This window comes from Pseudomonas sp. NBRC 111133, assembly GCF_001320605.1.
Classification (GTDB): domain Bacteria; phylum Pseudomonadota; class Gammaproteobacteria; order Pseudomonadales; family Pseudomonadaceae; genus Aquipseudomonas; species Aquipseudomonas monteilii.
Window position 1 is genome coordinate 1 of sequence record NZ_BCBJ01000124.1, and the last position, 23,365, is coordinate 23,365.

Sequence of the window (23,365 nt, forward strand, 5' to 3'; positions counted from 1 at the left end):
AAAAAAATGTTAGGGAGTTAATTTGCTTATAAATCAATATCTTACACTCAACTAACTGTTAGGGTCATTCAGATACAATGACGGGTGTGTGATAGCTCGATCCTACGATGCAAAACCATTCGTAAAAATGGGCGAGCCATATTTCCAGATTCGAGACAAACTGAGGCAGCACGGAATCGTGCCGTTTTCCAGCAATTATGCCCTGTATGGCGACATATCCGAACGCGTCATGACCATTCTGGAATCAACAGTCGATTCCTGTGAGCGGTACTCGATCGATGAAATCTGGCTAAGCATAGGTGGTATGCCCGGTAACCTTGAGGCATTCGGCCGTGATCTTCGGTCCCGAGTATTACGCTGCACGAGCATCCCGGTAGGTGTTGGAATAGCATCCACTAAAACCCTTGCCAAGTTGGCCAACCACACCGCCAAGCGCTTGCAGGCTCAAACTGGAGGCGTTGTGGATATCCGTGATCCTTTCAAGCGAGACTGGGTTTTGCGTAATACCGCGGTAAGGGAAGTCTGGGGAGTTGGCAGGCGAATGACAGCGCACCTGGAATCCATGGGCATCCTGAGGGCTATGGACTTGGCAACGGCTGATCCCAAGATGCTGCGGCAAAAATTCAGCGTGGTGGTGGAGAAGACCGCCCGTGAACTGGCGGGCATATCTTGCTTGGACGTTGAAGAGGTCGAGCCGCCAAAGCAAGAGATCTGTTGTAGTCGGGCATTCGGCAAACGCCTCACAGAGATTGAACCGATCAAGCAGGCGGTGGCTACTTACGTTGGACGCGCTGCGGAAAAACTCCGAGCTCAAGGTTCGATGTGTAAGCGCATGCGAGTGAGCATCCGCACTGGTATGTTCAATCCTGACGAGGCCCATTACGCTCAGGGAGTGATGGTAGAACTGCCTTACCCGACATGTGACAGCTTGCTCATGACGCAAATGGCCACCGACGCAGTGGCTAAAATCTTTCGTCCCGGCTTCCGTTACAGCAAAGCTGAGGTGCTTTTGATGGATCTGAGGCAGCCAGGTGAGTTCACCGAAGACCTGTTTGCCCCCAAGCAATCTGCAGAATGCGTTCGGCTGATGCAGGTCCTAGACAATATCAACGGAAGATGGGGCCGGGGCACACTGCGCGCTGCCAGTGTTCCAGCATCACCTGACTGGGGAATGCGCCGTGAGATGATGAGCCGATCTTATACGACCAAGCTGGACGAACTTTGGATAGTGCGCTGCGATTAGAGGTATCAGCGGTCGAGGGATTCTCACTGCCGTAAAATTCACAGTGCCCTGAAACCAACTCTGAAACGGGGATTTTCAGAAGGCTTTAGCCATTTTCACCAGGCTCATGGTTAGCCATTCATAAGCTCCTGAAGCTCACTGATTTCACTTCCCTCAAGACCAGGGAGGAAATACATCATGTCGAAATGGAGAACACCTGGTTCATCATTAACCATCATGAACGCATTCATATCGTTCCACCGATGAATTAGGTCTTTATCGGCAGTGACAAAGAAAACGTTGCTCCCGTGATTCCGGATTTCACTCAGGAACAGAATGAGGGAATAAATGTCCAGAGCACCATTGAACGAGTGACCATCGTTGATGAAATTAGGTTTATTGAATTTCAATAGCTTGAGGATGGGGTTGTGCTTCTCGCCGGTTACGGCTTTGAAGACAATTGCCGCGAATATCAGATGAAAACTCTGTACGTTGGCGGCCTTGGCCAAGCTGATGATCGCTTTGAAACCCTCTAGGTTCCGAGGAAAGCGGTGGCCCGACTCGTATTTTTTGTAAACCGCATCAATGAACTCAAGAATCGCTTCTAGGCCTCGGAAAAAGACGGCGCTCGCCTTATGCAACTGTGAAAGCGAAGCGTCGGTGGCCTTTATCGTCAGGTTCGGGGCACGTTCCTGCATCTTGGTGGTGAAGAAACCAAGCTCTGTGCGCATCTCTTCAAGTGACGGAAGTCGCTTGTCAAACCGATTATTCCCCTCAAGCAGGATTGGCTTGGGATCAATAGTTATTTCCCTGTTTTGGAAGAGATCAACCACTACCTGGATGGCGTTTGGCTGAGGATTTCCTTTTTTGTCGATGTGGTTCTTGACGGTGCCAAAGGCATTTTTGTCAAAAAGGACCACAGCGCCGTTCGGAATGAAAGCTAGAGGGCGCCAGCCTCCTGGTGAGAGGGCAATCGCATCGCCTTTCGAATGTACGAACCGGGCAGGAATCTCTGAGTATTCCTTGAAATCTTTTTTCCCATTCATTTCATAGGAAACGTTTTTGGCCTTGAGCTTGATCTCCAGACCTTCGTCATATTTCACATAGTCATCCCAGTTGAGATCAACGAGATTGGCCTCGGCAAAGCTAGCTACTAATTCTTTGTCGAGTTTGAACCACAAAACGTCGTTACTTGGCACCTGCGATTTCCTCTATCTGAAAAGACCACAAAGGTCTGCCACCTTGTGGGAAATTGCGCCCCATTTGACCAGTCGTATGCATCGGACGTGACCACTCGCCTAGCGAATGATGGGAACAGCAGCGCTACTGGGGCACTACCTGGGTGCGCCATCAGCGATGCACATCCCCCCAAGTTCTGAGTGCCGACGTTCTATTAAACTCCTCGACCAACTCGTCTGCGATTTCCCCGATGTCTTCCCGCAACGCGAGCTGCGGGCGCACTGCGTGCATAACATCAATTCTCATAGCCCAGTGTGGGCAAAGCTGCGAAGAGCTGAAGCACCTTGACGACAAAGCCCTTGCGGAGCATCTGCATACCCCACCGCTGCGAACGTTCCCAGTCGCTGCGCTCAAGCGGCGGGGCGCTCGAAGCTACCGAGGTAGCGTTGAGTATTACCTGTGACGTACTCGCCCATCGTGCGGTTTATCAGGTTTTCAACATTAAGGATTTTGGCAGCATCCTCCGTGATGAATCCGAATGGGATAGGCACCGGAGACAACGTCGGCAAAACCAAATGATAAATCACGACCGCGCATCTTCCGTGAATGACCATCGCCTCAAGCGGAGCCAGTTGCTCCGACTCAACAAAGCCGCACAGAAGCAGTCTGGCATTGTTGCAGTCGCCTTTTGCGCGCTTAATCGCCGGCCAATCATCGCTGGCAGAAACAGGGATCAGAATCTTAGCGTCGAATACAGGTTTACCATCATTCCCGCCACCCTTGCTTTTTGTTTTTGAGAGATCAGAAAATGCACTGCAAATCTGAGCATGCCTGGCCGAGCGACCCCAGAGTTCGTGAGAGGCAGGAGCTAACCAGGACAGGCTAATCGGGGCGGCTTGCGGTTCACCCTGAAGTGTTTTCTGATGTTTGCGCAGCACCGAAGAAACTCTATCCCAGTTTTGCTGTAGCTGAAGCGATCCAAAAAGTCGCAGCCCGGAAGACTCTCTAACCTGTGCAACGGCGCTCGCGCTGTTGTAGAGAGCAGAAAGGTCCAGCCCATTTGAAGACACAAAGTCGTAGGCGTCCGAATCTCCCAGGATGTCGGCGAGCTGAAGAACCTGATCGAGGTTTCCTCTACCCAGCATGCGGCTCAACTGCTCCGTTCGCTGACGCATGTAGATCTCGTTTTCGCGCAGACCTTCCTTTGCGACAAAGCGTACCTGCCGAGAGTCGGCATCAATGCTTACACGCTCTTCTATCTTCTCCCAGCCATCCCTTACTTTTTGAACGCCTGCGACCTTGTATAGCTCCGGCGGCCCCCCATCCTGTGCCTGCCCACCCAGGTGACCAGCGCGATAAATGTCGTAAATCTGACGCATGAACGCACCGACGGCCTTCGCACCGGACTCGGAATGTGTATCGCTTGGCGCCTGCAATTCAAGGCAACGTTTGGAGTCGGCATCTCCAAGGCTTTTTCCAAGGCAAGTAAACGCTAGAAGCTCAAACACGAACATCTGCTCGCGCTCTTCCTTGCGCTTCACAATCGGTGACTCATGGTTACCGGCAAATAAGCCACGGCCTTTATCGGTCAGCTCTATTCGTCCATCAGGGCGCGTTTTAAGCTCCCCCGTTTGTAGAAACGGTGTGATGGCAAAACTGAGCTCTTGCGCTGTAAACCCGAAATAATTGGCGATTTCTGCTGGCAGCAGCGCCGAAATCTTTAGTAACCGCAGAAGAAATTCCGGTACCACTGGCAGGCCCCCTTTGTCCACAAGGGTGTACTCAATACGGAACTGTTGCGCGGGCACCACGACGTCCAGCTCGAATAGAACAACTGGGTTAAGCTCCATCAGACAACCCTCCTAGCCGGCGTCACTGGTTTGATGCAGTAGTTGATCGTGTCCTGTTTCGTCTGGATAAAGCTGGCTACATGACCCAATGGAAGCCTCGCGTTCCTGCCGCTCCACATGCTCAAACTGCCTACGATGACCAACCGCTCCATCGCGCGTGACATCGCGACGTTGATACGATTCGGAGTCGCCAAAAAGCCAGGTGATTGATCCGCTTTGGCCCGAGTCAGGGAGACGATGATGATATTGTTTTCTTTACCCTGATAACTGTCGACGGTCTCGATTTTTACCAGCTTGCGGAACTCCTCCGACCAGATTTTCTCGGCAAATCTCTTTCTCACTAGTTTTCGCTGATCGAGGTACATGCAGATGACCCCGATTGGAGGCTCTTGCGACTCGGCCATCTCCATAGCCATGCCCGCGCAAAATTCGGTGTCCTCTGCGATTTCTTCCAGCAGCCGTATGATCGCATCCGCTTCAGCATTGTTAGACAGGCTCAGCGTGCCGCTGTCGTAGGCTTTCTTGCCTAACTCGCTGGTGTCGAGCCAAGTGACCACATGGGACAGGCACTCAGGTACCTTTTGTGAAAAATAGGCAGGACTTGGTCTGTAGCCATTCTCAAGGTCGATGTCATAGAAGATCTCGTTAACCAGATCGCCAATCGCTGGAAGCATTCGATATTGCGTATTGAGCGTCGCCCGAGTGGCACGCCCATACTGGGATTGGAACACTCGCTCAAAGTCGCTGCGCATGACCTGCTGGAATTCAGCTGAGCTGGTTGTAACGCCCAGGGAACGGGCAATGGCTACCTTATGTTCTTCCTCATACGTAGGACGCAACTGGTTGTGGTCGCCGACCAGCAGAACCCGGGAGCCAACCTGCATGGCGATCGCCAATTCACTCGGCGCCGATCGAGCAGCCTCGTCGATGATGACCCAATCAAAATGGGTTTCTGCAAGCTTAAGATGTTGCAGCCCGATACCCACACAGGTGCCGCAAACCAATGTCCGGGACCGCATGAGGAACTCATCATAATTGGCCCTGTTGCTCGACAGGCGCTCGACGTACTCGTGAGAAAGTTGGATCAGGTCAAGGCAGTGTTTGAATTCCGGAGGCCGCACTCCATGAACCGTTTGGACGTGATCATAGATGCGTTCCAGCAATTCTTGGGGAGTGCTTTCGCCCTCGCCCAGCTCGCCAAGAAACAAGCTGGCATTAAGATTCAGCTCGCCCATCAGAGAGGACTTCAGCGCTTGCAAAGCCATTCGATCTGCTCCGTTTCCCTGAGCGCGCAAAATTTCCTCGTCCAGCTTTTTCAACGATCTGACCAAGTGAAACACTCGCTGATTTACATCGACCATCGTCTGGACAAAAACCTTACTCAAACCCAGTGACGAAGCCATGGAACCCACGCGTTCCTTAAGTTCAGCGCTAAACCCATTTCTCTGGCGGTCGATAATATTGCGAGAATAAACGTCCAGTAGCTCCTCAGAGACAACCTGGTCACGATTGCTGAAGCGCACAACGTTTAGCTCGGTGTCCAGTCGACGGCAGTGCGCGCGGATCCGTTCTGCTGCAGTATTGACAGCTTCATGAGACTGGCTGACAAGGAGGATATTTCGCACCCCGACCTTGCTGATCAGATAATGGATGAAGGCCGCGATGAACTCCGTCTTACCTGTACCCGGAGGTCCCTGCAAAAGCCCCACTGGGCCTGTGGTGATAAGCTGCGTAAATGCGGCGCGCTGGGCCTCATTCAGTCCGATGACCGTGCCACTAGCAGTGGTACGTTCGTACACTGCAAAGTCCGCATCGGTGGGCTCTTCAGCATACCCCCTTGGTGCCAGTTTGCATTTTTCGTCAAAGTAATCCATCAGATCTGGCAGCACCGACTGCCGGTTCAAAATCCGCTCCATCGCACCACGACGACGCGTCATTGATGTCTTGTTTTGCCGGCTTTGGAGGAACAATTGAGAATCAGCCTGTACGCGTTTCGAACGACTGGAGGCAAGTACGTAGACTGCATCACGCACGCTCATGCCCAGGTTGATCTCACCGATATCAATGTCCTTTTCCCCGTCTCTGAGGATTAGTCGGATGTTGTCTCCCGCCTCAAAACTCTCAAGGGCCTTCGCATCCATGGCGTACGGAATCAAAAGTCCTACGCCATCCTTGTGGAAGTGTGGTTCTTCGGAAACACGGAAAGAGGGCTGGGCCTCAAGTTCAGTAGAGGTGATAGTTTTCCATATCTGACTGACAGGGAAACTTCGCACTTTCACAGCTTCTAGCTGCGCCTCATCTATGGCCAGCCCGTTGTCCTCGTCCTCACCAGTAATCGAGTCCGCAACGCTTTCACCATCCTCAATGGCCGCTTGCTTACGAACTTCAGCGTCATGCACCTGCGCGGCGAGATTTAAAAACGCCTCATCTTTGGCCAGAAGCTTGGTCAGCTCATAGACATTGACGCTGGCACCGCCCGAAACGCTGAACCGTGCTTCTATGTGGTGGTTTGCCTGACGCGCCAGATAGGCGGGAACCCGCATCTCCTGATTGGCCCTGAACGCATTTACAAACTGCTTGGAAGCAGGATTGAACTCCGTCAGTAACTGCCCGCCGACACCTGCGAACGTCACCTCCAAGGCTTTGGTGGGGGCTCTTTGGTCGGGTTTCACGACAACAAATACTTTCCCGTTGTCAGGTAGGATCTCAAATGCATCGCCACTTCTGTTTCTTAGGACGACAGAGACGTTTTCAATGGTTTTCGCAGGCGTGAAAGCAGCTTCCAGAGCATCCTTGAAACGCTCCAGGGAAAGAAAGCCGGACTCCGTATCCATCTCGTGCGCGACGGCCGCCCTCAGGGCGGGAATGTCCTTTTGCGACGGCACGTCCCAGTCCATGTCCAAGAGCTCAAACACCATTCTCATCACAGCAAAGTTGTCTCGCTCTGCTGGGGTGCAGTTTTCGAGTACGGGGCTGTAGAGGGTGTTGATCGGTGACGCGCCTGAAGCCGAAAAATCCGGACAGTCGAGCAAGTAGACCTGGGTATTTTCGGGAGCGGAACCGACATTGACTTTTACGTTGTGTGGATGCAGATCGCCGTGGCTCAATTGCTGGCCATGCAACCCGTCAACTGCTTCGATTAGCCCGTGGGCGACGACGATACGGGTCTCAAGCGGCAACCCCTTCAGCTCATCCCAGTGCTCACCCTCGATATGCTCCTGAGCCAGGAAAGGGTTACCGCTGCGATCGTAACCAAAGTGTTCAATTTTTGGCAGAAAGGCGAAACCGCTGCCTTTCAGCTGTTCCAAAACTTCAAAGAAAGCCATCAACATCGGCCCTTGGCCGTTCTTGGGATCCCGGGCATTGATCGAGGGCCACGATTTCACGACTAGAGCGCCGGATCGATAAATCAATTTCTCTGCCGTGTCGGCGATAGGGTCATCGTCCTCCCGGTAAGCGGAACTCAGCCGTAGATCGGTAGAGAAAACGTCCAGCCGCCGGTTATCAAATTCAAAACTGGCAGAGTTGTCCGGGGTAGACTCGCTCAATGCCTGCTGAAATGCACCGGCATGATCGAACCGCTCCTTTGGATCATTCTGCAATGCTTGCACGAGGACGTTTGCAGGCCACTCTTCTGATGACTCAACCTGAGCTTGAATACTTGCGACGTAGGCGACATCGAGCTTCAGAGGCATTGGCCGGGCCTGAAGCAGATGCCAACCCAACAGCCCGAGCGCGAAGACATCACGACAAAATGGCGTACTGCCTTCCATCGCAGTTTCCTGGTCTTCAGGGAGCGCGATCGCACCAATGCTCAGCAGGGTACGCAAATCGCCGAGAGTACCGACAGGCTGGTAATAGGCACTGATGAAATTGGAAAGAGCGATCGATGACGATGGAGTGAACCACACGCTGTGGTCACCCAAATCACGGTGAGCAATGTTGAATCCATGCAGTCCAGCAAATTGGGCCAGAAGGATTTTAAAAAGCTGGACGCGCTCAAGCGCAGTCATTCGCTCCACAAAGCGGTTGATGAACTCGTTTAGGCGGTAATGCCCGTCCGGCATTTCAAGCAATTCGGCATATTGCTCGGTGACACTGTCGGGGCTGGCATTACGCTTAGGGCGAGCACAGCGATTCATCAATTCCTGATCGCGCAGACGGAGGTAGACCATGACATCCCTCTCGCGCGAGAGGATTCGGTACCGCCCTTCAGCCGTTCGAGCACGGGTGTCATCGAGCTTCGAAAAGTCCCAGAGCCGGACCATCGCACGGTCATCCTTGTTATGGATATTGACCGCGTCGTACTCTCGGTAGACCTCTGTAGGGTGTGTGAACACCGCTTGAGACTGCGCACGGTAGTCGTCGACAACAAGCTCTTTGGGCTTGACCGTGCCCTCATTGATGACGCCATCGAAGAAGCCGAAATGCTCATTCAAGCCGATATTCGAGCGCGCGTTGAATCGGTCTTTAAACCGCTTAGGGTCGGCCATTTCCAGAAAATCGTTCAGCAGCATGACATGCTGCATCTCGACCTCAGGAAGATTTAGGGTGCATTTGCCAGTGAGCACAATGCAGAAGTCGATCCAGGGCTCTTTCCCGTTAGGCAGCCGAGACTTTAGGCCCTTGATTCGTTTTCTCAGCTCAAAGGTTTTCCGACGGGTTTTGTCTACCGGTGAGACTTCTGTTTCCTTACCGTCTTGGTGCCATTTACCGCCGTGGTTGGTGATCTCGCCGCGCCAGTGCTTAAGCTCGACAACAAGAACGATGCTATGAGTGACGATGACAAGATCGAACTCCCCATCTGAGCCCCGCGAGTTCGCAAAACGAAAGCCTGCGTATCCGCGCCAAGGCCATACGCCATGGCCTGCCTCAGGTTTCTTCAATTGTTTCAGTACGTCAAACGAATTCCCTTTCGTGGAGCCTGACCCCGGTTCCGGAGGAAGCTCTTTGGGCCCAAATGCTTTGGCTATCTTGTCGATAGCGTCGATCTCAAAAGAAAGGAGACCTCCTTCCCAATAGCGTACGTCCATGCAATCCCCGAAACGTTTTTATGGTGAAGTCAATCTGCCATACGTTAAGGTAAATGATGCCGTATTGAAATCTAAGATCGGATGATTGGGTGATTTAGGATCCTTTTTTTTGAGATCCGCCCAGCCCACAGTTTTCGCTTTCCAGGACTAACTTTGACTCAACCCGCGCTCAAAGCTCGGCCTCTTGCCATGCCCTAAAATCCCAGCAGTAAGGAAAAGAAATCTTTCCTTTAACCGCTGAAAATACCGATAAGGACAATATTTCTTTACTTACTGCTGTTTGCGGATTGCCGCCTGTCGTCATGGGCTGCAAACGACCCGAAGCGGACAGTCGCAACGTTAAAGTGCGGCGGCATCCCGTTCTTAATCAATCTGAGTGAGTGTGAAGCGAGGTCTTTTTCAGAGGCGCGTCTCTGCCTGCTGGTCGTTGCTCAAACCAGGAAAGAACCGATGTCAAAGGGCACGCGACAGATGCTGGGCAATGGACTCAATGCCACACGGATCTGGTCGTGACGTTGATGAGTACCTGCCAGTCGATGAGGTGCAGGGCCGTTACATTCACTTCGTGGAAGGTAGTCACGCCGGGTTACGCAGAGGAACGACTACATCGTCATCTGCGGCTGATCAGGCAGGCTCTTGGGGCGTTCACCAAGGGCCGCATTCAGCCTGCAATCTGACCGGTTGCGGCTACTGCGATACCGTGCGTTCGCTAGTCGGATTGCACGAGAACTCAGGCTTGTTGACGAGCAACGTGGTGGATATACGTTATGCAAAGCACTGTCAGGGTCATTGCCACATAAGCGACGATCGCGTGTGTTGCCAGTGATGGAGCGCCATAGAACAACATGGACTCATTCCCGCCAGGAATTTTGCAGGCTGCAAATCCCATCGCCGTACCTCCTGCCAGTTTGCGAGAAGCCAGGCGCATTGATAGAGAAGACGCTCTGAATTCGCCACTGTGCCAAGCGGAGAACAAACCTCCGGCGAAAACAGCAAAGGCATAGATGCAGATTGTCGAAATGGGGCTGCCAGCGGATGCCGTTATAGTGCGTGCCGCGAGTCGAACAAGCGCCGCAAGATAAGTCCATTCTCCATTCAACGCGTGCAATGCCCCGCAGCAACCGCCGACGATAATCATCATGGGTAACAGTTCGCCGTTGTTACTGAAGTGCCGGTATTTTGCCGAACGTCGGGGGTGACGGAAAACGTGATGCCTGAGGCCGAAAATCAGGCCAAAGCCGTATAGGCCGGCAGCGAGCGCGAATCCGCTGGGCGATTCAAGGGGTGAAACCGGAGACTGCAGCACTGGCTGTGACCCGTATTGACCCATGATCGATCCGAGAAACATGCCAATCAGCGTACAGCCGTAGTTGATGTCTCCTCTGCACAAGAACGCGACCGTTCCGAGCACGCACGCCTGATTCACCCATGCGCCAATTCCAAACAAGACTGCGCCCGATAGCGTTGCGAGCGTCGTCATATAAGCAGGCGACAGGCTGGTAACACCTGGCATCGACCACGTGATTGATATCAGTGCAATCCCGGAGCAACACATGGCGGTCAGGAAGGCTCGTAGGTGATAACTGTCTTTGTGCTGGACCCACTGATGGACGGCCGCGACCGCACAGATATTGCCGCGCTTTATGGCATATCCCGTGACGAACGCGAGGAAGGCACTGAGGGCAGGTATGAGCATAGGAGGGGCGCTCCATTTTCTGCCTGGTCAAACACGATTGGAGGGGGAACCGCCAAGGCCACTGACGGCTCCCTGATTGTAGTCGCGAAGATGAGGAGTCAATCTCTCTCAGCTACCCGAAACCTTGCTTCGTTCCCGGTGAGCCGCCGCTTTGGCCCGGTTGCCACACACAGCCATGCTGCACCAGCGTCGCTTTTTCCCTCGGGTGTGGTCAATGAACATCAACGTGCAGCCAACCCCCTCACAGCTTTTGATATTCGTGAAGTCTTCTGAGCAAACGAAATCAGCCAGTAATTCCCCAACCGGCAGCAAGAGTGCCTGTGGTGTAGGCCAACGCCTCAGCTGCCGATACTGGAATCGCAAGGGTTCTACCGGATCCGGGACGATAGATGAATACTTGTCGTCTCTCTCCAGCAAATGGTTCAGGGTTGCCAGGTCGCTGAGTGCTTCTGCAACTAGGGGTTTGCCTCTGTATTTAATGACGAACTCGCGAAACCATGCCCTGAGTGCTTGCGCCTGGGACGCGACCATGTCCAGTTCGCCGGGCATGGCTTTGACTTCAATGTTGTGAAGGATCGCTAGATCAACCCATCCTGTTTGTTTCAGCCAGTTGATCCAGCCGGCACCATCGCTGATCCAGTCGATCTCTGTACCGCCAGGACTGGCCACGGAGTTCAAAAAATCTAACGCGGGGGCATCAGCGACAAAAATTGCCGGGCCGTTCTCGGGATGGGTCATGACGATCACTTGGGTCTCTGAGTTGTGAAGTAGAGTAACCACTCAAAATTATTTTGACAAGTTACTAATTCTTGCAGTCTGTCCTGATGCCAGTGCCGGATTTTCGCAGGGCGATTTGAGGTCATTCCTTCCATGAAATGAATCCGCAGAACGAGGCCAATCCTTTGGCCCAGGAGTTCGGCTGACGATCCGGTCTGTTTATGGCGACTGTTATGAATCTCCAGCCAACACTTCAATGATCCGACTGGCGATATGCTGTGCATGTGTTTCCAGCGCAAAGTGCCCAGTGTCCAGCAGTTCTACGATTGCATTGGGATTGTCTTTCTTGAACGCCTCTGCGCCGGGAGGGATAAAGAAAGGGTCATGTTTCCCCCAGATCGCCAGTGTCGGGATTTTCGTGGCGCGCAAAAACGCCTGAAAATCGGGATACAACTTGAGGTTGTTGGCGTAATCGAGAAACAGGTCGAGCTGGATCTCTTTATTGCCGGGACGCTCCAAAAGCATTGCATCCAGCGTATAGGACTCCGGCGCAATGGCGGTTGGGTCGCTCACCCCATGCTCGTACTGCCATTTCGTTCCCGCCAGATGCAGGATTGCATCGGCGATCACTTGCCGGTTGGCTGGCGAAGGCTCGGCCCAATAGGCCCTGATTGGCGCCCATGCATCGCCCAGCCCTTCGAGGTAGGCGTTGCCGTTTTGTGAGATCAGCCCTGTCACTCGCTCTGGATGTTTGACAGCCAGTCTCAGGCCCGTGGGTGCGCCGTAGTCGAATACATACATGGCGTAGCTTTTCAGCCCCACGACGTCGACAAAATCAGCCAGCGTTTTGGCCAGCGCGTCGAACGTGTAGACATACCCACGCTCCGCTGGCACTTCGGTGAAACCGAAACCGGGAAGATCAGGCGCGACAACGTGAAAGTGCTCGCTGAGCAACGGGATCAGCTGGCGAAACTGGTGAGACGAGCTCGGAAAACCATGGAGCAGCAGGAGGGTCGGTAACGAAGGGTCACCTGCTTCACGATAGAAAACACGTACGCCGTCAGCCTCGGCAAATTTCGATTGAGTGGCGGCGATGTTCGAAGCGGGGGCGTGCAGTGCCTCCAGCACCTTTGCCGTGTCGGTGTACATCAAAAAGCTGGTGATTTTGTCACCCTTTACCGTCCACAGGTGGGCAAAGTCCGAGGACATATGTTTGCCGGTTTTCTTGTAGGTTCCGGCATATGTCCCCAGGGAGACGACCCGGGTGTCCTGAACGATGAAGTCGTCGGCGATTGCGGTGAAGTTGTCCCAGTCCGCAGCCAGACGCTTGAGCAGGTTGTCTACAACGGCTTGTGGCCCAACCCAGGTTCCGCTGTAGTAGGGGAATCGTTCGGCCTCAGTCCATTGCACCTGATCATCGAGCAAGGCGATGACGGCGGGAACATCGCCCCGGCCGAGCGCAGCGTAAAAACCGCGCACGACGTCGACCGGGTTGTGGTGCAGGTTTGCTGAATGTTGATCTGACATTTCGTTCTCCAGTGAAAGATGAGCGCGATGCTCAATAATTGAGTGGATCAGAGATGCGTCCGTGCACCGGTGCACGGTTCAGCTATTTGGGAGTCTGTGCAGAAAGGCGGACATAACGGAGGTCTCTTGAGTTGTTGGTAACCTCTACAATCACGATTAAGAGGTTATTCCTCGAAACAGTAACCTGTCAAATGCTTTTTTAGGGGTTATTTATTGTTCCTGAAATTTGGCCCGCCGTCGGCAGATCGTGACTTCCTCGCCATCCACCAATACGTTGCCTTGCCCCCCATAGCGACTGTTTTTGCGTCGGAATAAAAAATGGGCCTTCGACGCATCTGAAGGCCCATTAGCTTGTTGCACTGGCTGACCGTCAGCCCTTGATGCTTTCTCGCTCCAGTGCGGTCAGTGAGGTACCCGCCACGAATATCGACGCGGCCAGAAGCCCCAGATCCTTGAGCAAGAATTGTCCTGGAACCACCGAGATCGCGGGGAAGCCGAGGGTCGGTTCAAATACACCGGGGGTGGTCAGCATGAACGACAGCGTGGTGATGAAGAGGCCCGCGGACAAAACACCTCCCAGCAGAGACAGCTTGGGTGATACAAGACGACCGGCGATGAGCAAGCCTACCGAGACTTCAAGCACGCCCAGGAAATTGGAGAAGCCTTGCATGCTCATGAAGCCATACATCCAGGAAAGCAGTGGGCTGTTGCTGACAAATCCATAAATGCCGTTGGCTTCATACGCAGAAAACTTCATGCCGCCAAACCACAAGTAAATGACGGTCATTGCGAAGTAGAGACTGCCTATGCCGAGTTGGGTAACTTTGTCGCCGAGCCCTTGTTTCAGAAGGCCAGCGGTGGTGTTGCCTTGGTTCACAGTGGAAGTGCTCATGTTGTTTCTCCGGTAACGTCGTCTAAAGGGTTGAGGTTGGCGAGGCGTGATACGTGAGATCGCCATCGACCTTTTTCAGGAGGACGCAAAGTGGGCGACGACGTCTTCAGACGAGGCCAGGGAGTGACTTCCTCCATGGCCAGTTTGACCTGGTGAGACATCCTTCAGTCTCCGGTCGCACCGCGCAGCCCGCGTTGGGTACGGGGCTATACTGCTTCGAGAATTGATCGCTAAGGACGCAAATAGTCAAAGATATGATGCTAATCGTCTAATTCGGTGAATTTATGGATCGATTGTCCACGCTGTTGTCACTGTTCGGGGTACGCGCAAATCTGTTCTATAGCGGAGAGCTCTGTGGCGTAAGTGCGTTCGATGGCAACGATCAGAGAGGGCACATCCATTTGCTGCAGGCAGGTGAGATGAGGCTCGAAATTTCAGGCCAGCCAACGCAGGTGCTGACCGAGCCGAGTCTGATTTTCGTGCCCAGGCCCAGCCGGCACCGGTTGATCAGCGGCGATGCGGGAGTCGCGAATTTGCAGTGTGCGTCCTTGCAATTTGCAGGCGGGGTTAATAATCCCCTGGCAGCCTCCTTGCCGGACCTGATCGTTATGCCCCTGGTTGAACTGCCCATGCTCACCGACACGTTGAATTGGCTGTTCAAGGAGGCAGCAGCCGATCAGTGTGGCCGTCAGGCGGCTCTGGATCGGTTGTTTGAATTGGTGGTGATCCAGTTGTTCCGGCATTTGCTCGATCACCAGCAGCTCAAGTCAGGGTTGATCGCGGGGCTGGCCGATCCTCGTCTGGCTCGGTCGCTGGTGAAGATTCATGAAGACCCGCAGCACCCCTGGTCGATAGCGGAACTGGCTGTGGTGTGCAATATGTCGCGTGCCAGTTACGCCGCTCACTTCAAAAATACCGTGGGCCAGACACCGGCTGAATACCTTTTGAGTTGGCGCATCAGCCTCGCTCAGAAACTGCTGCGCGAAGGTCGCCCCATCGCACTGATTTCCGATCAGGTGGGGTACGAAAGTTCCTCAGCGCTGGCCAGGGCTTTTCGTCGAAGAACGGGGCTCAATCCCCGTGACTGGATGAAATCGGTGAGTGCCGATGGTGTGCCTGCCTGATCAAGCTCCCCACGTATGTTGGCTGGGTGTGCGTGGCCTTGATCAGGCATTGGCCTTGTTCAGCCTGCGCCATTGCGCGGGACTCATTCCGACATATTGTTTAAAGGTCTTTTGAAAAGCGGTGATCGATTGATACCCCACGCGCTCGGCGACCAGTTCCGTCGAGTTTGAAGGGTTTTTAAGCTCGTTGATTGCTCGGGTCATTCGAACGTCTGTCAGCAGATCATTGGTGGTGCAGCCGATGCGCTCCTTGAAATGCCGGGCCAGTGTCGCCCGCGACATGTTGCAAAGCGCGGCCAGGTTTTCCAGTGTCCAGGTATGAGCCGGGTCATGCAGTATCGCGTTCAATGCCGGTGCAAGACGAGGATGGCCCGCCATCGCCAGCAGGCCCGAGGGAGTATTTGCTTCTTCTCCCGCTCGACGCAACGCCAGGGTAAACAACGCCGCAGAGAGTGCACCCAGCATCGCGTGAGCGCCTAGGGTCGGGCTGGCCGATTCATGACGCATCAACCCTACAAGACTCGCCAATTGCCCTGCGGTGGAATGATCGACGGGGAGGGCAGGCGTCGCCCTTACGATCAACCGGGGCGGCAGATACGCACGTAGAAAGCGATCATAAGGCGGTTTCACGATGAAGCGCCCGCAGAGCATTTCCAGCCGTTCTCCGGCCTCGAGGTTTTCACTGATGACGAAGTTCAGCTCCTGCCTGAAAAGTGCCTGCCCTGCCTTTTTTTCACCGCCATCGTGAAGGATATGCGCCGACCCATGGGCGAAAAGGATGATGTCTCCTTCATGGAGTTGCTGCGCCGGGTAATCGCCTTGTGCGTTCACCATCGCAGAGCCGGTCAGGACTATGTGGTAGGGCATCTCGCCCAGAGGTGATGGCTCATAAGTGATCTGCCAGGGCGCACCGTAATAGCATCGTGTGTCCAGTCGGCCGGAAACCGGAATCATCGCCAGCAATTGACTGAGCCAATCCAGAGGGGGATTCATGGAACACTCCTGATTTGAGACGAATGAGGTTGTTTGTGAGTCTTTCCAATCTTATCGGTATCGGATGTATTTCCTAAAGTAGCGTCTCACCCGATACACATCCACCTTGGAGAGACATCATGAGCCGCATTCACACCCCTGCAATCGAAACCGCAACCGGCGCTACCGCTGAACTGTACGGCAACATCAAGAAGGCTGTCGGCATGGTGCCTAACACCTACGCCGCGATCGGTGCCCTGACCCCGGCGGGTCTGGGTGCAATCCTGGGCGCAGACGGTGCACTGGCCGCCGGCACCCTGAGCAAACAGGATCAGGAAGTCATCAAGCTGCTGGTCAGCCATCTGACCGGTTGCGACTACTGCGAAACCGCGCATTTCATGCTCGGCAAAATGACCGGCTTAAGCGTTGAAGTGCTTCAGAATGTGCGTGCTGGCCGTCCGACTGGCGACGTGAAACGCGATGCCCTGATCAGCTTTGTCACCTTGCTGATCAAAACCAGCGGTACCGTGAGCCAACAGGATTTTGCGGCCATCAAGGCTGCGGGTTACACCGACGTGCAGTTGGCGGAAATCAGCCTGGCGATCTCGGTCATCATGTTCACCAACCTGTTCAACCGTGTGAACGACACGACGATCGACTTCCCGGCAATTCCTGCTGCGGTTTGAGTCGTCTCGTCAGGCTTTGGAGGGCAACCTTCAGGTTCGCTCTCTAAAATGAAAACACCAATGGCGCCTGATGGCGCCATTGGTATTTTCGCTGCGCGCATATTGATCCAGCGGATGGTGAGGGCATCTGGAGCGTCCGCTCCTGGCCGTTTTCTGCCTCTCACCACGGGCAGAAAACGGCCAGAAGCGGACGTTCATCAGGCAAACGTGTACTGGCTCGTACGAACCGGGTCGTTGAGCCCTCAACGCAACTGCTCACGAAAGCAGCAAGGAGTCGTGTTGTAGGGCGATGCTGGAACTGGTGTTTGTCATGGGCGCTGTGCGCTCTTGGCTTGAGCCAGCTCAATGCCAGCATCTGAGGTGGATGGGCTGAGGCGTTGCCGGTCGACGGTCAAGACCATGCGGAACTTGACGTCACCTGACTTCATCCGCTGATAAGCCTCATTAGCTTGCTCCAAAGGCATCACCTCAATCTTTGGGCGCACGCCAGCCAGCACACTGAACCCCAGCGTTCTTTCGTTCTCGTAAGGCGTACCAGTGATGGAGCCCAGTACGCTACGCTCTCCTACGACCAGATGGCCGCTGGATACGGGCAGCGGGTCTTTGCCGGCACCCAGGAGTACGAGACGGCCTTGCGGTGTCAGGCCTGGCATTAGCGCGGAGACGGCCGCAGGGACACCGATGGTCGTGACGATGGCATGCGCACCACCCATGGCCTTCAGCTTCTCTGCTGCATCCTCTTCATTGGCGTCGATGTAGATATGGGCACCCAGATCCATCGCGTCCTGCGCGATATCGCTGCCCCGACCAACGCCAATCACGCGAAAGCCCATACGGCGTGCGTACTGCAGAGCCATGTGACCAAGACCACCAATACCGAGAATGGCAACGGTATCGCCGGCCTGTGCTCCGGATTTCTTCAATGCGTTGAACGTGGCAATACCCGCACAGAGAATTGGCGCGGCTTCCTCTGCGTTCAACTCGTCCGGGATCGACACGAGCCCTGAGGCACGGGCAATCATCATTTCGGCATAGCCACCATCGCAGGAGGCACCGACGATGAGCTGGTTCTGGCAGAGCTGGAAAAGCCCTTGGCGGCATTGCGTGCACTCATTGCAGTGTCCGCCCAGACGCCCGATGCCAACCCGTTGGCCGACTCGCCAAATCGAGGGAAGGTGCTCACCTAGTGCAGCAATTCGACCAACCACCTCATGGCCGGGCACACGCGGAGGCTGCAGCGTTGGATCTGCCCCGTCGATGTCACTGGCGTCAGCGCCACAAATGCCGCAGGCCTCAATCTCGATCAGTACTTCCCCGATACCGGGCGTTGGCGTTGCACGCTCCACCAGTTCGAGAACCCCTGGACGGCTGACTTGCATGGCGCGGTAGGTGCTTGTCATGGTCATCACTCCTTAAGTGAAATCAGATCCTGCACGCCCAATCGGGCCGCCTCTACGGCACCGGCGAGGTATCCAGGAAACTGAGAGGACCACTCGCTGGCGATGCCCGTCAGGCAACCATGCCAGGGCCCGCAAGAGGCGCTGGTGGCGGGCACGACTGCATGCTGGGCAATCGCATTCACATCGGCGCTGGTGGCCGTGCAAGAGTCCTGAGCCCAGTCTTTTATGAATTCGGCCTTCGGCATCGCCGCTGCGGGACCGAACATCCGGGCCAGTTGTTCTCGGCAAAGCTCTCGCAGCATTTCGTCAGGGATCTTGCCGCGTGTACTCGCTGGCACACTGATGAAGCCGAACAGTGCCGAGCTGCCGCCTGGCATCGAGGCATCATGGATTTCTCCCAGAGGTCCCCGCATGCTGCGGGCCTCACCGGACAGTCCCTGGTCTCGCCAGAACGGTGTCTCGTAGATTGCAATGTACTTGGCGTGAGGAGCCATCCACGTAGCAGTCGTTCGCCACTGCCTGGCAAGTTCCGCAGGCAAGGATGGCTCGAAGTCGACCGTGCTTTCGAGCAGACGTGGCGGGAGCGCCAGGAACACATGTTCGGCACGCCAGGTCGTCACTACGCCGTTTGCGTTTTGGCTTTCGACTTCGACATAGGAGTCATGCTTACGAAGCAGGTGCACGGTCTGGCCGGAGACTATTTTCTGTGGATTCACTCTGCGGAGCAGAGCCTCGACCAGCGCTCCCATACCGCCGACCAGACGCATGGATGGCGGTGAGTTTACGTAACCGCGCGTGCGCACTGCAGGGCCTTCATACGCACGCTCCACTACCATGTCGCCCGCTTCAAATTGCTCGAATCGCTCAATTCCCAACGCGTCGACAAGCTCATCCAGTTCTTGCTGGTAGCCCGGCCAGAACCAGGTAGGCCCAAGATCGAAACGATCAACGATACTGTTCGTTGAAGTGTGCTGGACTACCTGCCCTTGGGCATTGATTGACGCAATGCGTCCGCCAGGCTGATCCCGAGCTTCCAGAACAACGAAATCACCGATGCCTTGCTGCTGCAGCAGATAGGCCGCATACAGCCCACTCAATCCGGCACCAACAATGACAATACGGGTGGTTTGCGTGGTCATGCTTTCACCTCCGGATGAGCCGGGTGGCCGGTTTTCAGGTAAACGGTGGCTCCCTGTTGGCCACCAACGACATCCAAGTGCCGCCCTGCTGGCATTCGTAACCAAGCGCCGCGCTCACAGGACTGTCTGTCCGCCATTACGCTGCCCTCCAGCACCAGTAACTCGAAGCCGTTCAGCAACTCGTCGTAGAGCAACTCGTTCGCTCCCAGGCGTTGCAGGCTCACCTGTTCTGAATCGTCAGCGAACAACGGGCACAACTCACGCGAGCCCTGGCGCTGCCAGTTGGACGGGTCTCGGGTATTGATACGCACGTGGTGCTGCTCGCAGGCAGGCATCTGCTGCAACTTGACGAAGATGGTGGCCCCCTCGGTGCTGGACGGCCGGTGGCTCGAGCCAGGCGGATTGCGTAGATACCAACCCGCAGGATAGTCCCCCACCTCGTCAGAGAAAGTGCCCGACAGCACCAGGATCTCTTCCCCACCAGGGTGCAGATGACTTGGAAAATAAGAGTTCGGGGCATAGCGCACAATGCTAGTGGCACGCGCTCTCTCTGCACCGACACGATCCAGCATCACGCGGTCGACACCTGTCTGGGGCGAAGCAACCCACTGGTATTCGTGTGGAGCCACAACAGCGGGGCGAGTGAAGTCGGCGTTGATCAACATACGGTTTATCCAAACGGGGATGCGAAGACGCCGATCCCCCCTACAGAGGCGATCGGCCCTCGTCGATACGAGTTATTGCCTGGCCGGTAGCTGCTGGTAAGCCTCGACGACACGCGCCGAGTAGGTCAGTGCTGCACCGGCATTCAGCGCAATGGCCACGCCCAGCGCCTCGGTAATTTCCTCGAGGGAAGCACCGTGCTCAACAGCCTTTTGGGTGTGGACGCTAATGCATCCATCGCAGCGAGTGGTGATCGCCACAGCCAATGCGATCAGCTCATGGATCTTCGGATCCAGATGAGCCGTTTTGACGGCCGCATTGTCGATGGTCATCAGGCCTCGCATAACGTCGGGGCTTTGTTTGGCATAGTCGCCTACGCGCACCAGCAGCGATTCGCGGTAGGCATTCCAGTCTTGCATCATGGTTCTTCTCCAAGTAATGGTTGAGGCCGGAAGTGAGGTCACGGCAGGTCGGGTGGAAACTGGGCGCAGGTCTTAGTTGCGACCAGCCATGACACCGCCGTCAACGTCCCAGATGGCACCGGTAACCCAGCTGGCTTGCTCGGAAAGGAGGAAGGCAACTACACCGGCTACATCTTGCGGGGTGCCAACACGGCCAATCGGATGGAAGCTGTTGAAGCCTTGCAGAGCGCTGTGCACCTCGGCCTTCGGAATAAAGCCCTCGTAAATCGGGGTCTGCACAACTGCCGGGGAAACGGCATTCACGCGAATGTTCTTCGAAGCGAGTTCCATCGCCAGATGCTGAGTCAAGGAGTGCAGGCCGGCTTTCGCCATGGAGTAGGCAGAGGACGGGGTGGCGGCGACTGCCTGCTTGGCCCACATCGAGCCGATGTTCACGATGGCGCCTGGGCGGTTTTGCTCAACCAGGTTGGCGGCAACCTTTTGGGTAATGAAGAAGAACGCCTTGTTCAGCTTCATGTACTGGTCGTAGTCCGCATCCTGGTGTTCCAGGAAGGGTTTCGGGAAGAACACACCTGCAGCGTTCACCAGCATGTCGATATCCGAGTGCTGCTCGCTGAGGGTCTTGATCAGTTTGGCCAGGCCTTCGTCGCTCGTCAGATCTGCAATAAGGGCAGTTACGTTGCCCAGAGCGGAGAGGTCTTTACGAGCCTCTTCAGTTTTTTCCGGACGGTTACCGACTATCACTACGCTGCCGCCTTCGGTGAGAAACTGGCGTGCGGTTTCCAGACCCATGCCACTGGTGCCACCGACGACCAGCAGTTTCTTACCGTTGAATTGATTGCTCATTGGGAGACCTCTTTGCACCTGCCCACGACAGGTGTCTGGCTAACGGGGATTGGGACGAGTCACTTGCCAAAGACGCCGTCACCGGCAGGCAGTTCGTACCCTCTAGGGGCCAGTGCAACGTTGGGTGTCTGGAAGCTGTAGATCAGGAAGAAAAACTTTCCAACACAGCTAAACTCCAAAGACTTTCCGTTGACTTCGGGTGGCTAAGCATCAGCACCCTTGGCCTTGGAACGAATCTTCCTCGCTTCCAAATCCGCCAACAAACGAGATAAAGTGTCTCACCACTAAAGAAATTCTTTATCAATATGAAGGCTCCAGTTCATCTCAACGCGCTACGTGCTTTTGAAGCCAGCGCCCGCCATCAGAGTTTTTCTTCGGCTGCAGCCGAGCTGCACGTTACGCCTGCAGCGGTTGGCCAGCTCGTGCGTACACTGGAGGATTGGCTAGGAACGCCTCTGTTTGTCCGCAGTACCAGCGGTAAAGCACGGCTGATTCCCACGGATGCTGCCGAACGTGCTCTACCGGATATCCGGGCAGGCTTCGACAGACTGACCCTGGGGATGGAGCGGCTTCAGGAAAGTTCGATCCGTGGAGTGCTTACCGTGGCCGTAAGCCCGGCCTTCGCCGCCAAGTGGCTACTGCCCCGAATCGACCGCTTCCAGGTCATCTGCCCTGATACGGACGTGCGACTGGACACCAACCTCAAGCCGGTGGATTTCGTTGCTCAGCAAATCGACATTGGTGTGCGCTACGGCACGGGCAGGTGGCCAGGGCTGGCTGCCGAGAAGCTGATGGAGGAAGAGATTTATCCGGTGTGCTCGCCGCAATTGCTGCGAGAGCACTTGCGCCTGCACAAGCCCGATGACCTGGTGCGGGAGATGTTGATTCACGATCTCTCGATGGATAACCACTCAGGCTTCCCGACCTGGGAAACCTGGATGCGCAAGGCTGGCGTGACGGACACGACCACCCTTCGCGGCATGCAAATCAACAACTCAGCTGCCGTCCTGCAGGCTGCAGTCGAAGGGCATGGTGTCGCGCTAGCCCGCAGCGTAATGGCGCGTGATGACCTGGCGAGCGGCCGCCTGGTTCGACTGTTCCCAGACATTAGCGTTGCTTCAGGGCTGGCTTACTACGTTGTCTACCGACCAGAGTGTGCCAGCTTGCCAAGGCTGGCAACCTTCCGAGAGTGGTTGCTATCCGAGGCAGCGAATACCTGGTAATGAACTTGAGCTTAGGCCGTTTTCTGCCTGACGTAAGGGACGGAAACCGGCCACTTGCAGTCGTTAGCGACCGGCCGCAATGGGTCGGAAAGCGACGGTCTGACCCAGACCGTCGCAGTGGGTAATTACACGTCTGTCTGCTCTGCCATTTCTAGAGCATCGTCTACCTCGATGCCCAAGTACCTGACAGTGCTTTCAAGTTTCGTATGACCAAGCAAGAGTTGAACTGCCCTCAAGTTTTTGGTCCTGCGATAGATCAACGAAGCCTTGGTTCGCCGTAGCGTGTGGGTACCGTACATCGTCGGGTCAAGTCCAATGGCTGTTACCCATGCTTTTACTATTCGAGCGTATTGCCGGGTGGAGAGATGATCTGAGTCATGCAATCGCGTCGGGAACAGAAAGTCCTCACTGCGAAGATGCGCCTGGCGCATCCAAGCCTCCAGAACTGTTCGTGTTTGCTCAGTAATTTCAAACTGCACTGGATGTAGAGTTTTCTGCTGCATCACGATGGCCCGTGACGAAACATGCTCCCCATGCGCAATGTCACGTACTCGTAGCTTGGTTAAGTCACAGGCACGCAGTTTGCTGTCGATGGCCAAGTTGAACAGAGCCAGATCCCGTGTCTTCTCCGCGAGCTGAAGCCTGACCCGAATGGCCCAGATATCTCTGACTCGAAGCGGGGCTTTCTGCCCAACAAGCTTTCCCTTGTTCCAAGGCTGATGGCGATGTAAAGCGATAGTGTTCATGGCTTGTCCTCCGGGTTGAGGAAGGACA

Annotated in this window: 17 protein-coding genes and 2 pseudogenes; 4 read left to right on the forward strand and 15 right to left on the reverse strand. The window is 55.1% G+C overall.

All coding sequences use genetic code 11. From position 1 onward, the window contains the following. Window positions 1-76: 76 nt before the first annotated feature. A pseudogene (locus tag APH36_RS26945) lies at window positions 77-1,243 on the forward strand (DUF4113 domain-containing protein); the annotation flags it as partial. Between the two features lie 110 nt (window positions 1,244-1,353). Here the strand turns inward: APH36_RS26945 and APH36_RS26950 are convergent. From APH36_RS26950 to APH36_RS26980, 8 genes and pseudogenes are all read right to left on the reverse strand, one after another. Continuing rightward, window positions 1,354-2,421 carry a hypothetical protein gene (locus APH36_RS26950; protein WP_060501401.1) on the reverse strand — a complete coding sequence of 356 codons (1,068 nt, stop codon included), beginning with the start codon at window positions 2,419-2,421 and terminating at the stop codon, window positions 1,354-1,356. Window positions 2,422-2,811: 390 nt separating this feature from the next. Then, window positions 2,812-4,251 (reverse strand): hypothetical protein, encoded by a 1,440-nt coding sequence (locus APH36_RS26955; protein WP_060501403.1) that lies wholly within the window; start codon window positions 4,249-4,251, stop codon window positions 2,812-2,814. After that, window positions 4,251-9,284, reverse strand: a complete 5,034-nt coding sequence (locus APH36_RS26960; RefSeq protein WP_054894533.1) for an AAA domain-containing protein — start codon at window positions 9,282-9,284, stop codon at window positions 4,251-4,253. The genes APH36_RS26955 and APH36_RS26960 overlap by 1 nt, the downstream gene beginning before the upstream one ends. Before the next feature lie 730 nt (window positions 9,285-10,014). Further along, the gene (locus tag APH36_RS26965; protein WP_054894532.1) at window positions 10,015-10,980 is read right to left on the reverse strand and encodes a YeeE/YedE thiosulfate transporter family protein; all 966 of its coding nucleotides are present in this window, start codon (window positions 10,978-10,980) and stop codon (window positions 10,015-10,017) included. A 108-nt stretch (window positions 10,981-11,088) separates the two neighbouring features. Beyond that, the gene (locus APH36_RS26970; protein WP_054894531.1) at window positions 11,089-11,718 is read right to left on the reverse strand and encodes a CGNR zinc finger domain-containing protein; all 630 of its coding nucleotides are present in this window, start codon (window positions 11,716-11,718) and stop codon (window positions 11,089-11,091) included. A 210-nt stretch (window positions 11,719-11,928) separates the two neighbouring features. Beyond that, window positions 11,929-12,792, reverse strand: coding sequence for an alpha/beta fold hydrolase (locus tag APH36_RS26975; RefSeq protein WP_224459427.1), 864 nt, complete (start codon window positions 12,790-12,792; stop codon window positions 11,929-11,931). 72 nt (window positions 12,793-12,864) lie between these two features. After that, window positions 12,865-13,224: pseudogene (locus APH36_RS32875) on the reverse strand (nuclear transport factor 2 family protein); the annotation flags it as partial. 370 nt (window positions 13,225-13,594) lie between these two features. Continuing rightward, on the reverse strand, window positions 13,595-14,116 hold the full coding sequence (locus APH36_RS26980) for a YkgB family protein (RefSeq protein ID WP_054894530.1): 522 nt from the start codon (window positions 14,114-14,116) through the stop codon (window positions 13,595-13,597). A gap of 284 nt (window positions 14,117-14,400) precedes the next feature. On the opposite strand from APH36_RS26980, the gene APH36_RS26985 reads away from it, so the two are divergent. Further along, entirely contained in the window at window positions 14,401-15,240 is an 840-nt protein-coding gene (locus APH36_RS26985; protein ID WP_054894529.1) for an AraC family transcriptional regulator, read from the forward strand. A gap of 42 nt (window positions 15,241-15,282) precedes the next feature. On the opposite strand, the gene APH36_RS26990 is transcribed toward APH36_RS26985, so the two are convergent. Beyond that, the gene (locus APH36_RS26990) at window positions 15,283-16,233 is read right to left on the reverse strand and encodes an AraC family transcriptional regulator (RefSeq protein WP_060501405.1); all 951 of its coding nucleotides are present in this window, start codon (window positions 16,231-16,233) and stop codon (window positions 15,283-15,285) included. Between the two features lie 119 nt (window positions 16,234-16,352). Here APH36_RS26990 and APH36_RS26995 point away from each other — a divergent pair, with 119 nt between their 5' ends. Next, window positions 16,353-16,898, forward strand: coding sequence for a carboxymuconolactone decarboxylase family protein (locus APH36_RS26995; protein WP_054894527.1), 546 nt, complete (start codon window positions 16,353-16,355; stop codon window positions 16,896-16,898). A 308-nt stretch (window positions 16,899-17,206) separates the two neighbouring features. Here the strand turns inward: APH36_RS26995 and APH36_RS27000 are convergent, their stop codons facing one another. The 5 genes from APH36_RS27000 to APH36_RS27020 form a co-directional block, all read right to left on the reverse strand. Further along, window positions 17,207-18,298, reverse strand: coding sequence for an alcohol dehydrogenase (locus tag APH36_RS27000; protein ID WP_082412231.1), 1,092 nt, complete (start codon window positions 18,296-18,298; stop codon window positions 17,207-17,209). A gap of 5 nt (window positions 18,299-18,303) precedes the next feature. Continuing rightward, window positions 18,304-19,437: an FAD-dependent oxidoreductase gene (locus APH36_RS27005; RefSeq protein ID WP_054894526.1), complete on the reverse strand. Its 1,134-nt coding sequence runs from the start codon at window positions 19,435-19,437 to the stop codon at window positions 18,304-18,306. Continuing rightward, window positions 19,434-20,102: a cupin domain-containing protein gene (locus APH36_RS27010; RefSeq protein ID WP_054894525.1), complete on the reverse strand. Its 669-nt coding sequence runs from the start codon at window positions 20,100-20,102 to the stop codon at window positions 19,434-19,436. The genes APH36_RS27005 and APH36_RS27010 overlap by 4 nt, the downstream gene beginning before the upstream one ends. 72 nt (window positions 20,103-20,174) lie before the next feature. After that, a complete protein-coding gene (locus tag APH36_RS27015) occupies window positions 20,175-20,519 on the reverse strand; it encodes a carboxymuconolactone decarboxylase family protein (protein WP_217989952.1) in 345 nt (114 codons plus the stop codon). Between the two features lie 75 nt (window positions 20,520-20,594). Then, on the reverse strand, window positions 20,595-21,368 hold the full coding sequence (locus APH36_RS27020; RefSeq protein WP_054894523.1) for an SDR family NAD(P)-dependent oxidoreductase: 774 nt from the start codon (window positions 21,366-21,368) through the stop codon (window positions 20,595-20,597). Between the two features lie 305 nt (window positions 21,369-21,673). Here APH36_RS27020 and gcvA point away from each other — a divergent pair, with 305 nt between their 5' ends. Beyond that, window positions 21,674-22,591 (forward strand): transcriptional regulator GcvA, encoded by a 918-nt coding sequence (gene gcvA / locus APH36_RS27025; RefSeq protein ID WP_054894522.1) that lies wholly within the window; start codon window positions 21,674-21,676, stop codon window positions 22,589-22,591. A 125-nt stretch (window positions 22,592-22,716) separates the two neighbouring features. Here gcvA and APH36_RS27030 read toward each other — a convergent pair whose 3' ends face one another. Beyond that, complete coding sequence (locus APH36_RS27030) at window positions 22,717-23,337, reverse strand: tyrosine-type recombinase/integrase (protein WP_060501407.1); 621 nt, start codon at window positions 23,335-23,337, stop codon at window positions 22,717-22,719. Window positions 23,338-23,365 lie beyond the last annotated feature (28 nt).

Bases quoted from the DNA above. Each gene is read 5' to 3' on its own strand.
- APH36_RS26985 (WP_054894529.1), top strand. From the start codon at position 14,401: ATGGATCGATTGTCCACGCTGTTGTCACTGTTCGGGGTACGCGCAAAT.
- APH36_RS27020 (WP_054894523.1), bottom strand. From the start codon at position 21,368: ATGAGCAATCAATTCAACGGTAAGAAACTGCTGGTCGTCGGTGGCACC.
- APH36_RS26960 (WP_054894533.1), bottom strand. From the start codon at position 9,284: ATGGACGTACGCTATTGGGAAGGAGGTCTCCTTTCTTTTGAGATCGAC.
- APH36_RS26965 (WP_054894532.1), bottom strand. From the start codon at position 10,980: ATGCTCATACCTGCCCTCAGTGCCTTCCTCGCGTTCGTCACGGGATAT.
- APH36_RS26980 (WP_054894530.1), bottom strand. From the start codon at position 14,116: ATGAGCACTTCCACTGTGAACCAAGGCAACACCACCGCTGGCCTTCTG.
- APH36_RS26990 (WP_060501405.1), bottom strand. From the start codon at position 16,233: ATGAATCCCCCTCTGGATTGGCTCAGTCAATTGCTGGCGATGATTCCG.
- APH36_RS26955 (WP_060501403.1), bottom strand. From the start codon at position 4,251: ATGGAGCTTAACCCAGTTGTTCTATTCGAGCTGGACGTCGTGGTGCCC.
- APH36_RS26995 (WP_054894527.1), top strand. From the start codon at position 16,353: ATGAGCCGCATTCACACCCCTGCAATCGAAACCGCAACCGGCGCTACC.
- APH36_RS26970 (WP_054894531.1), bottom strand. From the start codon at position 11,718: ATGACCCATCCCGAGAACGGCCCGGCAATTTTTGTCGCTGATGCCCCC.
- gcvA (WP_054894522.1), top strand. From the start codon at position 21,674: ATGAAGGCTCCAGTTCATCTCAACGCGCTACGTGCTTTTGAAGCCAGC.
- APH36_RS27000 (WP_082412231.1), bottom strand. From the start codon at position 18,298: ATGACAAGCACCTACCGCGCCATGCAAGTCAGCCGTCCAGGGGTTCTC.
- APH36_RS27005 (WP_054894526.1), bottom strand. From the start codon at position 19,437: ATGACCACGCAAACCACCCGTATTGTCATTGTTGGTGCCGGATTGAGT.
- APH36_RS27015 (WP_217989952.1), bottom strand. From the start codon at position 20,519: ATGCAAGACTGGAATGCCTACCGCGAATCGCTGCTGGTGCGCGTAGGC.
- APH36_RS27010 (WP_054894525.1), bottom strand. From the start codon at position 20,102: ATGTTGATCAACGCCGACTTCACTCGCCCCGCTGTTGTGGCTCCACAC.
- APH36_RS27030 (WP_060501407.1), bottom strand. From the start codon at position 23,337: ATGAACACTATCGCTTTACATCGCCATCAGCCTTGGAACAAGGGAAAG.